Annotated in this window: 15 protein-coding genes, 1 tRNA gene and 1 pseudogene; 8 read left to right on the forward strand and 9 right to left on the reverse strand. The window is 63.2% G+C overall.

Annotated elements, in window-relative coordinates:
* Positions 1–33 precede the first annotated feature (33 nt).
* The 3 genes and pseudogenes from V8U06_RS08245 to V8U06_RS08255 form a co-directional block, all read left to right on the forward strand.
* A pseudogene (locus tag V8U06_RS08245) lies at positions 34–351 on the forward strand (DUF2325 domain-containing protein); the annotation flags it as partial.
* Positions 348–617, forward strand: a complete 270-nt coding sequence (locus V8U06_RS08250) for a hypothetical protein (RefSeq protein ID WP_427140244.1) — start codon at positions 348–350, stop codon at positions 615–617. The pseudogene V8U06_RS08245 and the gene V8U06_RS08250, both read left to right, overlap by 4 nt.
* Positions 618–631: 14 nt before the next feature.
* Positions 632–946 (forward strand): antibiotic biosynthesis monooxygenase family protein, encoded by a 315-nt coding sequence (locus V8U06_RS08255; RefSeq protein ID WP_427140245.1) that lies wholly within the window; start codon positions 632–634, stop codon positions 944–946.
* 62 nt (positions 947–1,008) lie between these two features.
* On the opposite strand, the gene V8U06_RS08260 is transcribed toward V8U06_RS08255, so the two are convergent.
* Both V8U06_RS08260 and V8U06_RS08265 read right to left on the reverse strand, forming a co-directional pair.
* Positions 1,009–1,374 carry a DUF423 domain-containing protein gene (locus tag V8U06_RS08260; protein ID WP_226918080.1) on the reverse strand — a complete coding sequence of 122 codons (366 nt, stop codon included), beginning with the start codon at positions 1,372–1,374 and terminating at the stop codon, positions 1,009–1,011.
* Positions 1,375–1,378: 4 nt separating this feature from the next.
* The gene (locus tag V8U06_RS08265; RefSeq protein ID WP_226918081.1) at positions 1,379–1,795 is read right to left on the reverse strand and encodes a group II truncated hemoglobin; all 417 of its coding nucleotides are present in this window, start codon (positions 1,793–1,795) and stop codon (positions 1,379–1,381) included.
* Positions 1,796–1,909: 114 nt separating this feature from the next.
* Here V8U06_RS08265 and V8U06_RS08270 point away from each other — a divergent pair, with 114 nt between their 5' ends.
* The 4 genes from V8U06_RS08270 to V8U06_RS08285 all read left to right on the forward strand — a co-directional run bounded on the left by V8U06_RS08270 (position 1,910) and on the right by V8U06_RS08285 (position 4,796).
* The gene (locus V8U06_RS08270) at positions 1,910–2,470 is read left to right on the forward strand and encodes a TetR/AcrR family transcriptional regulator (RefSeq protein ID WP_427140246.1); all 561 of its coding nucleotides are present in this window, start codon (positions 1,910–1,912) and stop codon (positions 2,468–2,470) included.
* 36 nt (positions 2,471–2,506) lie between these two features.
* A complete protein-coding gene (locus V8U06_RS08275; protein ID WP_427140247.1) occupies positions 2,507–2,848 on the forward strand; it encodes an SMR family transporter in 342 nt (113 codons plus the stop codon).
* A gap of 109 nt (positions 2,849–2,957) precedes the next feature.
* Positions 2,958–3,743 carry a ThuA domain-containing protein gene (locus tag V8U06_RS08280; RefSeq protein WP_427140248.1) on the forward strand — a complete coding sequence of 262 codons (786 nt, stop codon included), beginning with the start codon at positions 2,958–2,960 and terminating at the stop codon, positions 3,741–3,743.
* A gap of 9 nt (positions 3,744–3,752) precedes the next feature.
* Entirely contained in the window at positions 3,753–4,796 is a 1,044-nt protein-coding gene (locus V8U06_RS08285) for a Gfo/Idh/MocA family protein (protein WP_427140249.1), read from the forward strand.
* A 2-nt stretch (positions 4,797–4,798) separates the two neighbouring features.
* On the opposite strand, the gene V8U06_RS08290 is transcribed toward V8U06_RS08285, so the two are convergent.
* Positions 4,799–5,815 carry a LacI family DNA-binding transcriptional regulator gene (locus V8U06_RS08290; RefSeq protein ID WP_427140250.1) on the reverse strand — a complete coding sequence of 339 codons (1,017 nt, stop codon included), beginning with the start codon at positions 5,813–5,815 and terminating at the stop codon, positions 4,799–4,801.
* Positions 5,816–6,079: 264 nt separating this feature from the next.
* Between V8U06_RS08290 and V8U06_RS08295 the strand changes: the two genes are divergently transcribed.
* Positions 6,080–6,859, forward strand: a complete 780-nt coding sequence (locus tag V8U06_RS08295; protein WP_226918087.1) for a hypothetical protein — start codon at positions 6,080–6,082, stop codon at positions 6,857–6,859.
* A gap of 175 nt (positions 6,860–7,034) precedes the next feature.
* Here the strand turns inward: V8U06_RS08295 and V8U06_RS08300 are convergent, their stop codons facing one another.
* From V8U06_RS08300 to xylF, 6 genes are all read right to left on the reverse strand, one after another.
* The gene (locus V8U06_RS08300) at positions 7,035–9,266 is read right to left on the reverse strand and encodes an HAD-IIIC family phosphatase (protein WP_427140251.1); all 2,232 of its coding nucleotides are present in this window, start codon (positions 9,264–9,266) and stop codon (positions 7,035–7,037) included.
* Between the two features lie 344 nt (positions 9,267–9,610).
* On the reverse strand, positions 9,611–11,092 hold the full coding sequence (locus tag V8U06_RS08305; protein ID WP_427140252.1) for a pyridoxal phosphate-dependent decarboxylase family protein: 1,482 nt from the start codon (positions 11,090–11,092) through the stop codon (positions 9,611–9,613).
* A 375-nt stretch (positions 11,093–11,467) separates the two neighbouring features.
* Positions 11,468–11,544 (reverse strand) — tRNA-Arg (locus tag V8U06_RS08310).
* 173 nt (positions 11,545–11,717) lie between these two features.
* A complete protein-coding gene (locus V8U06_RS08315; protein WP_226918129.1) occupies positions 11,718–12,503 on the reverse strand; it encodes an ATP-binding cassette domain-containing protein in 786 nt (261 codons plus the stop codon).
* A gap of 14 nt (positions 12,504–12,517) precedes the next feature.
* Complete coding sequence (locus V8U06_RS08320) at positions 12,518–13,831, reverse strand: sugar ABC transporter permease (RefSeq protein ID WP_427140253.1); 1,314 nt, start codon at positions 13,829–13,831, stop codon at positions 12,518–12,520.
* A 160-nt stretch (positions 13,832–13,991) separates the two neighbouring features.
* Positions 13,992–15,035: a D-xylose ABC transporter substrate-binding protein gene (gene xylF, locus V8U06_RS08325; RefSeq protein WP_226918131.1), complete on the reverse strand. Its 1,044-nt coding sequence runs from the start codon at positions 15,033–15,035 to the stop codon at positions 13,992–13,994.
* Between the last annotated feature and the right edge of the window lie 200 nt (positions 15,036–15,235).

Below are 15,235 nucleotides of genomic sequence, written 5' to 3' on the forward strand. Positions count from 1 at the left end.
AGCGACGTCGAGAAGGCCGAGAGCAAGGCCGCACTCGAGGGGCGCAGCTTCCTCTATGTCGGCGGCCGCGATTGCCAGGTGGCGCATCTGCGGCAGATCGCCAGTTCCTACGGCGCCAACCTCATCCATCACGACGGCGGCCTGCGCGAGGCGGTGTCGCGCATCGACAATGTGCTGCCCTCGGTCGACTGCGTCTTCTGCCCCATCGACTGTATCAGCCACGATGCCTGCATCCGCGTGAAGACGGGCTGCAAGAAGTGGGAGAAGGCCTTCGTGCCGCTGCGCAACGGCAGCAAATCCTCCTTCGAACGCGCCCTGCAGAGCATGAGCCAGGGAGACAATGTCCAGTGAATGATGAAAGACCCGAAGCCTTCATGATGATCGGCCTGCACAAGCTGGCCGCGCAGAACGGCGACGGCCTCGTGCCGGAACTCTATGCCCTTTTGACGCGCCGCGCGGATATGCTGCAAAGCGCGAATGTTACCGAATTTCCGCTGCTGAACGCCCGCCCGCCGGCGCGCGTCGCGGCATTCGAGGGCGCGTCCGCGCTTGAAGCGCGCAACGACAATATCGTAGCCTTCCCCATGCCCCGCCGCGTCCGGCGGGATTCATTCTGATCCAGAGGGTTACCATGTTCGTCGCCATGAACCGCTTCCGCATTGCCATCGGCCATGAAGAGGCGTTTGAAAACATCTGGAAGGGGCGGGAATCGAGCCTTTCCGACATGCCCGGCTTCCAGTCCTTCCACCTGCTGCGCGGCGATACGAACGCGGAAGAAGGCTTCACGCTCTTCGCCTCCCACACGATCTGGGCGAGCAAGGACGACTTCGTTGCCTGGACCAAATCGGAAAACTTCCGTCAGGCCCACAAGAACGCCGGCGACAACAGGGGCATCTATCTCGGCCCGCCGAAATTCGAAGGCTTTACGGCCGTCGTCGGCGCGTAGGCGCGCCTCTCGAAACAGTGGTCAAATCCTCGGCGCTTCGGGTCTGGCCCGAAGCGCTGTTTTCATGCGTCCCGGCGCGGCAGGAACGCGCCCAGCGCGACCGCCAGCCAACCGGCCATCATGAGCAGGCCGCCCGTCGGCGCCGACATCGGGAAGAGCCCGTGCCCCGTGGAATGCCGGACGACGAGATCGCCGGCAAAGAGCGCGGTGCCGAGGATCAGAAGAGCGGCGGCGAGCGGCGCGGTGCGCACCGAGGACCAGCCGGCGTGAAGCGCGATCAGCGCCGGCGCATGGGCAAGGCACATGGCGGAGGCGCCGGCCATCAGTCGGGGATCGCTGCCATGGGAGGCCGCGGCCGCGGCGGCGACGCCGGCAAGGCCCATCAGGCCGGCCACCAGAAGGGTTGCCGAGCGGAACGAAAAGATCATCGGATTATTCCTGGTTCTGCATGTGATGGGCGAGACGCGTGACCGGCTCGAGAATGACCTTGCGCAGGCCTTCGCCCGGCACCGTTTCCTCCAGCGCCCGCACGAAACACAGCAGCCATTCGTCGCGTTCCGCCGGGCCGATGGGTGCCACGAAATGGCGGCGCCGCAGCATGGGGTGGCCGCGCTTTTCCGTATAGAGCGGCGGGCCGCCGAGCCAGCCGGTCAGGTACTCGTAGAGCTTTTCCTCGCTGCCCGACAGGTCCGGCGGGTGTATCGCGCGGCAGCGCGCGGCTTCCGGCAAGGTGTCCATCAGGTGGTAGAAACGGCGCGTCAGCGCCCGGACGCCGGCCTCGCCCCCGACTGCCTCGTAAAGCGTGATCGTTTCGCCCTGCCGTTCCTGATCTTCCGTCGTGTCCGCCATGGGTCCGTCTTACCGCCGGTGCATTCCCCGCGCAATGGCGGGCTCCTCGCTGCGGCGAAACGCGCGCATTTGGCGCCAGTTGACAAGAAACCGTCCAGACGGTATGTTTGTCGTATGAGCAAGGCACATCATCGCAAAAAGCACCCCGAAGCCGTCCGTCAGCAGCTGCTGGACGTCGCGGCGAAACTGTCGCTGGAAAAGGGGCCGGCAAGCGTGACGCTCGACGCGGTCTCGCAGGCGGCCGGCGTCAGCAAGGGGGGGCTGCTGCACCATTTCCCCAACAAGCTTTCGTTGCTTGACGGCCTCTTTGCCGACCTGACGGAAAAGCTCGACCGGGCACTGGCGGAAAGGATGCGCGAGGATCCCGAGCCGAAGGGGCGCTTCACGCGCGCCTACATCTCCGTGTTCTTCCAACCCGAAGGACTGGCGGACGGCGAGAAGTGGAAGGTGCTGACCATCGCGCTCATCTCCGAACCGCATCTGCGCGAACGCTGGCGACAATGGGTGGAGCGCCATCTTTCGGAAAATGTCGGCACGGATTCCGCCTTCGACGCCATGATCGCCCGCTATGCGGTGGACGGTCTGTGGCTTGCGGACCTGCTCGGCACGCCGACGATGGATGCGCAAACGCGCGCCGTCATGCTGGAGCGACTGACGGCGCTCTCGCGCCTCTGATCCCTGATGTTGGCGCCAACGCGCCGGAGAAATCCCATGAACCTCACCGTCGTCTATGCCGTGCTGGTCATCGCCATCGTCTTCGAAGTTCTCGGCACCTCCGCCATGCAGGCGGCCCAGCATTTCTCGCGCCTCTGGCCGACCGTCATGATGGTGGCGTGTTATGCCGTCGCCTTCTTCTTTCTCTCCTGGAGCCTGCGCTACGTTCCGGTCGGCATTGCCTATGCCATCTGGAGTGGCCTCGGCATCGTGCTGATCTCGCTCGTCGGCTATTTCGTCTTCGGCCAGAAGCTCGATCCCGCAGCCATTTTCGGTCTCGGGCTCATCATTGCCGGCGTTCTTGTGCTGAACCTTTTCTCCAAGTCGACATTTCACTGAAAGATGCCGGGAATTGAAGGGGGGCCCCGCTTGCCAAAAAGCGGGGCTCGCTCTATCGATTCCGGTGAATTGAAAGCGGTTTCAATTTTCGACGTCAGAGGAATGGCACATGGCAATACGCACCATCGTATGGGGTGAGAACATCCACGAGCAGACGAACGCGATCGTGCGTTCGATCTATCCTGATGGCATGCACAACACGATCGCCGACGCGCTCAACAAGGACGCGGGCATTTCCGCGACGACGGCGACCCTGCAGGAGCCGGAGCACGGCCTGACGGAAGCACGCCTTGCCAAGACCGACGTGCTCCTGTGGTGGGGCCACAAGGATCACGGGGCGGTGAGCGATGCGGTGGTGGAACGTGTGGCAAGGCGCGTGTGGGAAGGCATGGGTCTCCTCGTGCTGCATTCCGGCCATTTCTCGAAGATCTTCAAGCGCCTGATGGGGACGCCCTGCGCCCTGAAATGGCGCGAGGCCGGCGAGCGCGAGCGTCTGTGGGTCGTCAACCCGCGCCATCCCATTGCCGAAGGTCTCGGCGAGAATTTCGTGCTGGAAAACGAGGAGATGTACGGCGAGCAGTTCTCCGTGCCGGAGCCGCTGGAAACGGTGTTCATCTCGTGGTTCGCCGGCGGCGAGGTGTTCCGCTCGGGCCTGACCTGGCGGCGCGGCGCGGGCAATATCTTCTATTTCCGTCCGGGCCACGAGACCTATCCGACCTATCACGACGCCACCGTCCAGAAGGTGCTGGTCAACGGCGTGAAATGGGCCTTCAACCCGCAGGGCACCTATGCCGCGATCCACGACGCGCCCAACGTGCCCGTCGAAAAGGCGCTGGAGCCGATCGTCGAGCGTGGTCCGAAACTGCATGAAGCCGGCGAAGCCGGATATCGCTGAGGCCATTCGATGCGTCTTCTCGTTCTTGGAACAGGCGGCATGGCCAACACCCATGCCAGGCACTTTGCCGCGATCGACGGCGTCGAGGTCGTCGGCGCTGTCGATGTCGACCCGTCGCGCGCCAAGGCCTTTGCCGATACGCACGGCATTCCCAACGTCTTCACGTCGCTGGAGGAGGCGATTGCCTGGAATGGCTTCGACGCCGCCACCAATGTGACGCCCGACCGGGCGCACCATCCCACCACGCTGGCGCTGCTGGCGGCGGGGAAACATGTGATGTGCGAGAAGCCGCTGGCGGAAAACTATGCCAAGGCGGATGAGATGGCCCGCGCCGCCGAGGCGGCGGGCCTGATCACCATGGTCAATCTCACCTATCGCAATGTCGCGCCGCTACAGGTGGCGCGCGCCATGGTGCTGGCCGGCGAAATCGGCCATGTGCGCCATGTCGAGGCGTCCTATCTCCAGAGCTGGCTCGTTTCGAAAGCCTGGGGCAACTGGGCGACGGAGAGCCAGTGGCTCTGGCGGCTTTCGACCCGGCACGGTTCGAATGGGGTGCTCGGCGACGTCGGCATCCATATCCTCGATTTCGCCAGCTATGGCGCGGCGAGCGACGTGGAGCACGTCTTCGCCCGGCTGAGGGCCTTCGACAAGGCGCCGGACAACCGTATCGGCGAATACGACCTCGACGCCAATGACAGTTTCACCATGACCGTCGATTTCGCCAATGGCGCGCTCGGCGTGGTGCATGCCAGCCGTTGGGCGACCGGCCATCTCAACGAATTGCGCCTGCGCATGCATGGCGACAGGGGCGCGCTGGAGGTGATCCACTCGACAGAGGGATCGAAGCTGCGCGGCTGCCTGGGCGAGGATGTGGAAAAGGCCATCTGGCGGGAGATCGACGCCGGCACGGTGCCGACCAACTATGAGCGTTTTGCCGCCGCCGTCGCCGCCGGCGAGAGGATCGAGCCCGGCTTCCGCCATGCCGCCGACCTTCAGAAGGTGCTCGATCTCGCCATCGAGACCGAGAAGGAGCGGCGGGAACTGAAGGTCTGAGATCAGGCCGGGGCAGGGCCCGTCGAGCCGCGGACGTGAAGCTCGACCGGCCAGACCTCCTGCAAGGCCTCCGGCGCTTCCCCTTGCAACAAGCGCAGTACCATGTCGCCGATCCGTTCGCCCGCCGTGCGGATCGGCGATTGCGTGGTGGTGAGGGCCGGGACGAGATTTTCCGGGCTGAGATAGGGAAAGACGTCGTCATGGGCGATGAGGGAGACGTCCGTGCCCACGGCCAGCCCCGCGATGCGGATCGCCCGCATGGCGCCGAGCGCCGACATCATCGACCCGGCGATGACGGCCGTCGGCGGTGCGGGGAGGGCGAGGAAGGACTGCATCAGCCGGAAACCGGTCTCGTCGGTGAATTCGCCATGGGCGATCAGCGCGGGATCGACGGCAAGGCCGCGCGCGGCAAGCGTCCTGCGATAGGCCTCGTTGCGGTCGCGGGCATAGGTGTTGACCGTATCGCCGTTGATGAGCGCGATGCGTCGGTGGCCGAGAGCGGCAAGGTGCTGCGTCGCGGTCTCGATGGCCCCGAAGTTGTCGATATCGAGGAAGGCGAAGGGTTCGTCCGCTGCGCTGCGCCCATGCACGATGAAGGGCAGGCCGAGCCGTTGCAGGAGAGCGATGCGGCTATCCGTGCAGGCGGGCGTGTGGACGACCACCGCATCCACCCGCTTGCTGGCGGCAAGCCGGCGGTAGGCCGCGGCTTCCTCTTCCTCCGTCTCGACGGTCGAAACGAGGATGTCGATACCGTTCCGTTGCAGGCGAGTGGAAAGGCCGCCCATGAATTCGCTGGAATGGGGGCCGAAACGCCCGCCGCCCTGGAACACGATGCCGATGGCGTCGGCCCGCCCGGTCGCAAGCCGCTGTGCACTGACGTTCGGCCGATAGCCGAGCCGTTCCGCCTCGTGCAGCACGCGCGCCCGGGTTTCGGGCTTCACCTCCGGGTAGCCGCTCATCGCCCGGCTCACCGTCGTCTGGGAGAGGCCGATGCGGGCGGCGAATTCCTTGAGGTTCATCTTGCTTCCCTGCGTCCGGACGAAGGACCAGAGGCTTTATGAACCTTCCGATCCATGGGGGCAAGCTCGGCGGTCGCTGCAAAAGGTGCCGGTGCGCGACCCATGCCTTCAGTACTGTCGGGTACGGTGTGCCCAGCCTTCTCGCTGCGGCCAGCCACGAGCAAGATATTCATGCCATAGGCTGGAGTCGGATCTGACGCGGGATGGCGCGGCGCCTTCCGGCCCGAAGCCCCCTCAGGTCCCGCGCTGTGCTGGAGGCCCTTTATGAACCGTGTCGTGCTTGCCCGTTATTCCGAGCCCCTGGAGTGGATCAAGCTGATCCCCGACGACTTCGAGGTCATCGTCTACAACAAGGGCGAAAAGATCGAGTCGCCAACGGTTCTCCAGCGCGCCACGCAGATCATCGACCGTCCCAACGAGGGGCGGGAATCGGAGACCTATCTCAACCACATGCTGACGGAGATGCGGGACGACGACGGTTTCACCGTCTACGCCCAGGGCGGCCCCTTCGAGCACAGCCCGGACTTCATCAGCCTGCTGCACACCTGGAAGACGTGGGACGACCTGCAGCCGATGTCCTGGCAATGGCTCGCCGATAAGAAAGTGCCGCCGCCGCTGCTGCTTGCCGATTACGAGCGTGGCCTGTGCGGCCGGCCGCGTGTCCGGCTCGAACGCTTCTCGCTGCTCACCTGGGGACCGATCGATTTCATCGACCAGGGCGCCTGGGGCATGGGCCATGTCTACCGCGCCATCCACGAGGGTCTGCCGGACGGCACCAACATCGCAAGCCACTTCTTCAAGCTGGCCAAGCTCGACGCGCTGGCGGAAGAGGCCGAGCGCCACATGGTCGGCGTTTTCTCCTACGGCGCCATCTTCGCCGTCCGCAACCGCCGCGTCGCCGCGGTCCCGGCCGAATCCCTCGCGATCCTGCGTCACCTCTCGGTCTCCGGCATCGCGGTCTACGGCTACATCCTCGAACGCCTCTGGCTGCATCTCTTCGGCGAGAAGTTCTCGCTGCCGAAGTTCACCCCGCCGCCACTCTGAGCGGCGATTCTGGCCGCCGCCGCTCTGGGCGGCTATTCTGTAAAGCAGGGTCTGGCAAAGCCGGAACCGCCTCGATAGGCGTTCCGGCTTTTTTGCGCCATATCTTCTGAAAAACGAGTGTCGACAAGCCGCGCTGCTGCGAATGGCTCCATGGGAGCCCGATCTGGCTTGCGGTTCAGGCCGTTTCGTCAAGCTGCTCCTGCTCGAACAGCTCTTCCGGCAGGGATTCGTACCAGGCCGTGATGCGCTTGGCGATGTCACGGCTCGCATCCACGCGGAAATGCGCGCAGTCCACCATGCGGTCCTGGTTCACGAAGTCGTCCACATCGAGGAAATCGACCTCGTCGCGAATGGCGGCAAGGCGCCGCCAGACATCGCCGAAGGCGGCCATGCGCGTCGTGGTGATGCCGCGCATGATATGATCGTCGTTGACGCCCACATCGCTGGGATTGCCGATGACCAGGAGACGTCGCCCCTTCACCTTCAGGAAGTCGCAGAATTCGCTGGCGCAATGTTCATAGAGGCCGCTTTCGAGATGCTCCCAGGCTTCCCGTGGCCACATGACGTTGAAGAAATCGGAGCCGATGTAATGCACGACCGCAGGCGGATAGTTCTGCAGGCGGTACGACTTGTTGAGAATCATCGACAGGACGAAGATGCGGGGATGGCTGTCGATTTCGGCGACGTCCCGCAGGCCGGAAAAATGCGCGAAGACGCCGGACTGGCAATTCGCCATGAAACGGATGCGGACATCGCGGTTGTCGATATCCGGGCTGATTTCCTCCGCAAGGATGCGGGCGCGAACCTCGGGATTGTTGAAGCCCTCGACCGTGATCCAGGACGGAATTTCCGGCGTCACGGAGATGCTGTCCGGCACCTGCAGGTTCCGGAAGCGCTGGAACGCCTCATGCAGCAGCACGCTTTCCATGCCCATATGCATGATGCGGCAGGAGAAGGCCATGTGCAGCAGCGCTTCGGTCCGCACATCCGCGGCGATGAAGCCGACGAGGCCGTGATAGCCGAACTTGTCCCAGGCAAACAGCGCGAAGCCTTCCCGCAAGGAAGCCTCGGAAACGAAGTCCACCATCGAGCCGGGCTGGACGCGGGTCTTCATGTAGTTGAGCTGGTTGGTGCGGTTGATCAGCTCCTCGAGCCGCGGCGCAAAGTCGACAAGGTCGGAGCTGGTGGCGATCGCCACGTGGATGTCGCAGGTTCGCAGGAACGCCTCGCGGTCGCCCTCGAAAGCCTCGCCTTCCGTCAACCGGCTCTGCAGGCTTCGATATTCCTCGACCCGCGACTTCTGGACATGGGCATGGCTCTCCACGAGCCTGGCGAGAAACGCGTCGCAATCCTCGGACTTGGCATCGAGCGTGTGCAGATCCGGAAGAACGGCCTTGGCTTCGGCAAGGTTGATGTCGTTGTCGTCGATGAACAGGCAGTTCTTCGGCTTGAGCTGCATGTCCTTGATCAGCGTCTGGATCGCCGCGCCCTTGGGCACGAAGGCGATGCGCGGGAAGACGAACTCCTCCCAGAGCCCGAGCGCCTCCAGCTTGCGGCGGGCGATGTCGAAATCGTTCTTCGAGCAGATGGCGGAGACGATACCGGAGCGGTTCAGACGGCGCAGCGCCTCGACGCGCGCCCCATGGGGAACGATGGCATCGGCATCGTCCAGCGTGCCCTGCCAGAGGGTCTCGTCGAGATCCCAGATGACCAGCTTGATGGATTTGGCGACATCTTCGGCCTGCTTTTCCGCCTTCGCGGCGCGCCGAGGCCGCGTTGCCTGCACGCCCTTCAGGAAGAACATCGCCGAATCCGCGCCGAAGCTTTCGATCTCGCGCTCCACGCCCGGGCGGAAGCAGATGGAAACCGGAACGCCCGCCTGCGAAAGCGCCTGATAATTCTGCAGGAAAGCGACCGGCGAAACGACCGGGTCGTTCTCGCCGTGAACGAGCAGAACCGGCGGCCCTCCCTTTATATCCTGCTGGAGATCGGAAAAACCCTCGATATCGCCGCTGAAGCCGATGATGGCGGAGGGGGATTCGACCTGTCGCAGCCCGTGATAGAAGGCGAGCGCCACGCCCTCCATATGGCCGACGATCGCGATCCGGTCGTTCGTCAGGCCATAGTCGTTCCGCAGCCCGGCAATATAGGCGTCCAGCGCCTCCGCTCCCAGCACGAGCCCGATGGATGGCGCAGAAGGATCCACCACTGCCTCTTCATCGACAATCTCGACCGCGCCGTGGAAGATCGGCATGGCAAACAGCGTATCGCCCATATGCTCGCGCCAGCGGCCGGCGAGAAGGCGCATGGTCGCATCCTCGGCGTTTCTGCCATGCAGCAGAACAACGGCAAACTGCGGCTCCTCGCCGTTGGCGGGCAGAAGCTTGCTGTCAAATCCAATGCGCATGGGATCGTCCTGTCTGGTCTCAAGAACAAAGGCAGGCAGAGGAGCTTACCATCCGAACGCACCAACCTGCATTTGCGATTGCCCGCGTTCGAACGCAGCAACCGACGCTATCGCCTTATCTGCTCAAGCTGGTGTGAAGCTCTCGGATGGGGGGGTGCGTGGGAAGAGCTGCTCGGTGCTTGGGCTTTGCTCCGATACCCTTGCGTCACAGGTCCGACAGGGCCTGCCATCGTGCCATTGATGATTACTCGCCGAAATATCGGGTTTGCATGCCGGAACGAGATCCGGCGAACGGGCTTGCCGAACCAGGGGTTCGATGCCGTTCGCGCCGGATCCCTTGAACGTCAGCTAGCCTTGCTCTCTTTCACAATCTTGTCCCCAAGGCGGATTGTTTCCTGGATCAGCAAATCCAGGTCGCTGCGCCGCGTTCTGTGATTGTCTATCGCGACCCGCAGGCAATGCGCGCCATTGACTGTCGTGTCCGAGAGTACTGCGGTGCCTTCTTCCTGTAATCTCAGCATGATCTCGGTGTTGAGTGCCTTCAGATCCCCGGCGCTCATCCCATCCGCGCGATAGCGAAAGCAGACGATACTGATGTTTGTCGGCGCGACCAGCTCCAAAAGAGGTTCGGCCTCGACCAGTGCGCTGAGATAGTGGGCCTGCTCTATGTTCTGGTCGATCAGGCGACCAAACTTCTCGATTCCATGCTCCTTAAGTGCCATCCAGACCTTGAGCGCCCGGAACCCGCGCGAGGTCTGCAGGCTGTAATCTGAGAGCCAATTGGCCGATGCAAGGCCGCGGGGCGTCATCTCCAGATACTCAGGTGTCACGGCAAATGTATTGCGATGCGCTGCGGCATCCCGGATCAGGGCGCAACCGGCCTCAATTGGCGAGTGGAGCCATTTGTGTGGATCGAGCGCCACAGAATCGGCGCGTTCGATGCCGGCCACACGATAGGCGTTCGATCGGGTGATGGCGATCAAAGCGCCTATGCAGCCATCGACATGAAACCAGAGATTCTCATCTTCCGCCAAGCTTGCTAGAGCCTGCAGATCGTCGATAGCACCAGTATTGACTGTCCCGGCCGTTCCGATCACGCAGGCAGGCTGGAACCCTGCTGCACGGTCCTCCGCAATCGCTGCCCGCAAGGCCGTGAGATCGATGCGCAATGCGGTATCTGTCGGAATGCGTCGTAGGGCCCGATTCCCCAACCCCAGCGCTTCCATTCCCTTGCGGTGGCAACTGTGAATTTGATCAGAGCCGTAGTAACGCAAGGGTTTTTCCATGGCAGCCACACCGTGCTCGCGCACGTCGATGCCCGCCTTCACATTTCGCGCCACGTTCAGGCCGATGATATTGGCCATCGAGCCGCCGGCCACCAGGGTGCCGCTGGCGGACGCGGGAAAGCCGACCATCTCCTTGCACCAGTTCACCACCTGTTGGTCCACCATAGTGGCGGCGTGGTTTCCGCCGCCAACATTCGAGCCCTGGACGGCTGCCAAAAAATCTCCCAGCGCCCCGGCAAAATTGCTGGCTCCCATGTACCAGGCCCAGAAGCGTGGATGTACGTTACCCATGGGATAGGGCATCACGTTCTCCGCCACTTCGCGATAGACATCGGCCAGCGGCGCCGGTGACCGCGGCAATGAGGATCTGAAGAATGCCTTTACGTCCGCAGGCATCTCCCGCCAAACCGGACGGTCGCGGACGTCACGTAGATAGCTGACACCATCGTCGACGATTTTGTGCGCCAGCGCCTCAACATCAGACCAGTCTTTCGGGTCAAGCGTTTCTTCAGTCGGCCGTCCTGCTGCAATGTCATCCATCAGACCCCCTCCCAAAAAAGTGCTGATGCATTGAGATAATATACGCGTTTGCTTATGGACGCTATCCAACTGGACTTTCGATAGGGTTCAATCCTGTCATTTGGCGGTATCCGTGGCTTGTGGCTTCCTGCCCAAGGTAGTTGGTGCGCCCCGCTGCAAGCTTTCAGGAAGGTGCCCATTGAGTTCCCGCCGGGAAGCTGAGGTTTCAGCGTCTCGCAGGGCTGCGCGTCGGTGAGAGTGCCGCGCTCTCTCCCTGTCATGAAAGGCCACATTGAATATATTGAAGAATTTCGAAACGCTTGTGCAATTGCGCTGCTTATTTCCAGCACGCGCGAGGACAAGAAGACTGATTATTCAATGAATCAAGAAACTCGGTGGCGCACCCGACAGGATTCGAACCTGTGACCTTTGGAATCGGAATCCAACACTCTATCCAGCTGAGCTACGGGTGCATCCAGGGCGATGACTCGCCTGTCCGATGAGGGGTTCTTAGCCTAGCTGGGGGCGGGCTTCAATCGGGAAATTGCGGGGGCGGGCAATCTCTTGGGTGGTTTGTTGGTGGGGGCGCATGAAAGTATAAAGCCGCCGGGGTGGGCCGGCGGCTTTTCGTGTCTGGTCTGGCCGGTCAGGCCGTCTGCATGGCGCCGGGGCCGGGGATGGCTTTTTCAGGGACCTTGCCGAGGATGATCATGCCGAGCACCTCGTCCTTGGTGACATCCTCCGTGCGGGCGTGGCCGACGACCTGGCCGTTCTTCATCACCGAGACGCGGTCGGCAAGATCGAAGACGTCGTGGATGTCGTGGCTGATCAGGAAGATGCCGATGCCTTCCTTCTTCAACTGCTTGATCAGTTCGCCGACCTGGGCGGTCTCCTGCGGGCCGAGCGCGGCCGTCGGCTCGTCCATGATGAGGATGCGGGCGTTGAAGAGAATGGCTCTCGCGATCGCCACCGACTGGCGCTGGCCGCCGGAAAGCGCCTTCACCGGCTCCTTGAAGCGCTGGAAGTTGGGGTTGAGGCGGCCCATGACCTCGCGGGTCTTGGCCTCCATCGCCACGTCGTCGAGCGTGCCCCAGGGGGTACGCAGCTCACGGCCGAGATAGAGGTTGGCGGCGGCGTCGACATTGTCGGCGACGGCGAGCGTCTGGTAGATCGTCTCGATGCCGTATTTCTTGGCGTCGCGCGGGTTGCCGATGTCGGCGGGCTCGCCATTGATCAGGATTTCGCCGGCATCGCGCTTGTAGGCGCCGGAGAGGATCTTGATCAGGGTCGACTTGCCGGCGCCGTTGTGGCCGAGCAGGGCGACGACCTCGCCGGGATAGAGATCGACCGAGGCATTGTCCACGGCGTGGATGCCGCCGAAGGAGATGGAGATGTTCTTCAGCTCCACGAGGGGCGTACGGGTGTCCGTCATTGGATGGGCTCCTCTTACTTGGCGCGGGCGCGATAGATCGTGTCGAGCCAGACGGCGACGACGAGGACCATGCCGACCACGATGCGCTGGAACGGGGTGTCGATGCCGACCAGCACCATGCCCGATTGCAGCGATTGCATAACGAGGGCGCCAAGCATGGCGCCCGCAATGGTGCCCATGCCGCCGGCGAGCGAGGTGCCGCCGATGACGGCGGCGGCGATGGTGTAGAGCTCGTCGAGCTCACCCTGCGCATTGGTCGCGGCGTTGAGGCGGGCGGTGGAGATGGCGGCGGCGATGGCGCAGAGCATGCCCATCAGCGCGAAGATCTTGACCGTGACCCAGCGGGTCTTGATGCCGGCGAGTTCCGCGGCTTCCGGATTGCCGCCGAGCGCGAAGACGTAGCGGCCGAAGCGCAGGCGCGTCGAAATGAAGGTCATGACGATGCCGACGACGATGGCGATCAGCACGGGGATGGCGATGCCGTGCGGAATGAACAGGCCGCCCTCCGGCCAGGCGATGCCGTTGGCATCTGCAAACTTGCGAGCGATGGCGACCGGCCAGGGATAGCTGTTGACGACGGCGATGGCGCCAAGCACCAGCGCGCAGCCGATGGCGACAAGGAAATATTCGGCCCACATGGGGCGCAGCGGGAAGCCGAAGCGCTTGCGCTGCTTGCGGGAGTTGGCGATGGTCGCGACGATGGCGATGCAGGCAAGCACGCCGACGATCCAGCTCGCCGTCGCACCGATCGAGCCTTCGGTGCCGCCGCCCATCAGGCGGAAGGTGGCGTCCATGGGGGCGACGGTGCGTCCGCTCGTGACAAACCAGGTGGCGCCGCGCCAGATCAGCAGGCCGCCGAGCGTGACGATGAAGGACGGCACGTTGAGGAAGGCGATGATCGAGCCGTGCAACGCGCCGATGGCGGCGCCGAGCAGCAGGCCGGCAAGCAGGGTGACGACCCAGATTGCCGGATGATTGAAGCCGAGAAGCTGCGGCAGCAGTTCGGCCTGCAGCACGCCCATGATCATGCCGACGAAGCCGAGGATCGAGCCGACCGACAGGTCGATGTTGCGCGTGACGATGACGAGCACCATGCCGGTCGCCATGACGGCGACGGAGGCGGTCTGGACGGAGAGGTTCCAGAGGTTTCTCGGCGTCAGGAAGAGGCCGCCGGACAGGATATTGAAGCCGACCCAGATGATCAGCAGCGCGCCGACCATGCCGAGCAGGCGCGTGTCGATCTCGGTCGCGCGGAAGAAGCGCTTCACCGGATTCTCGCTCGCGGTTCGCGCGCGATTGGCATGTACGGTATTCGTGATGTCGGCCATCGCTTTGCCGTCCCCCTCACTTTTGTTGAACGTGTCGTCCGGGCTTTTCGAGGATTGAATGCCGCTTCATCCTCCGCCCGCTGCCCATCTTGCGCAAGCGCCGCAACGGTTGCCGTTGCGGCGCCTGGCGATGGTCAGGTCAGTCCCGGATGGTGGCGGCTCAGTTGCAGGCCGCGACCGAACCGGCGGCAACGCCCTGGCAGGCCGTTTCCTTGGAAATCCAGCCGGCGTCGATGACGACGTTCAGGTTGTCCTTGGTGATCGGCAGCGGTGCGAGGAAGACCGACTTCATCTCGGTGCCCTTCGGGCCGCCGTTGAAGGTGGTGACGCCTTCGATCTCGTCCATGGTCTTGCCGCTGGCGAGCGAGGCCGCGATTTCCGCGGCGCGCTTGCCGAGTTCACGCGAGTCCTTCCAGACGGAGACGGTCTGGGTGCCGAGCGCGACGCGGTTCAGCGCGGCGTGGTCGGCGTCCTGGCCGGAGACCGGAACGGAGCCGGCAAGGCCCTGCGCCGTCAGAGCGGCAATCGCGCCGCCGGCCGTGCCGTCGTTCGAGGCGACGACCGCATCGACCTTGTTGTCGTTCGCCGTCAGGAACTGTTCCATGTTCTTCTGGGCGTTTTCCGGCTTCCAGCCATCGGTGTAGGCTTCGCCGACATTCTTGATCTTGCCGGCGTCGATGGCTTCCTTCAGCACTTCCTGCTGGCCTGCGAAGAGGAAGTCGGCATTCGGGTCGGACGACGAGCCCTTGATGAAGACATAGTTGCCTTCCGGCTTCACCTTGAACACTTCGCGGGCCTGCATGCGGCCGACTTCCTTGTTGTCGAAGGTGATGTAGAAGGCAGCGGGGTTTTCGATCAGGCGGTCGTAGCCGACGACCGGAATGCCTTCGGCGGCAGCCTTTTCGATGGCCGGGCCAATGGCGTCTGAATCCTGCGCCAGCACGATGATGGCGTTGGCGCCCTGGGCGATCAGCGACTCGATATCCGTCAGCTGCTTTGCGGCGGAAGACTGGGCGTCAGCGGAAATATACTTGTCGCCGGAGGCCTCGAGCGCTGCCTTGATGGCGGCCTCGTCGGTTTTCCAACGCTCTTCCTGGAAGTTCGACCAGGAAACGCCGACCACCAGGTCCTTGGCGTGCGCGGCGGCGGAATGCAGGGAAACGATGATGGCAGCCCCTGCCATCAGCTTCAAAACGGACTTCATAATATCCTCCCAAGTGAACACCGGCCGCCTGGACGAACCTCCCGTCCAATCAACGACCGGCCACGATAACACTGCCTCGATGCCCCTCCCGACGGTGCCGGGACTTTTTTCTCGACAGTCGAGAAAATAAATGTCAGAACTTTTTTGGGCTGTCAACACGGTTTAGAAAACCCTTGAATGACGGCGTGACAGATGCTTTG

Source organism: Shinella sp. G-2, from assembly GCF_050172695.1.
Taxonomy (GTDB): Bacteria; Pseudomonadota; Alphaproteobacteria; order Rhizobiales; family Rhizobiaceae; genus Shinella.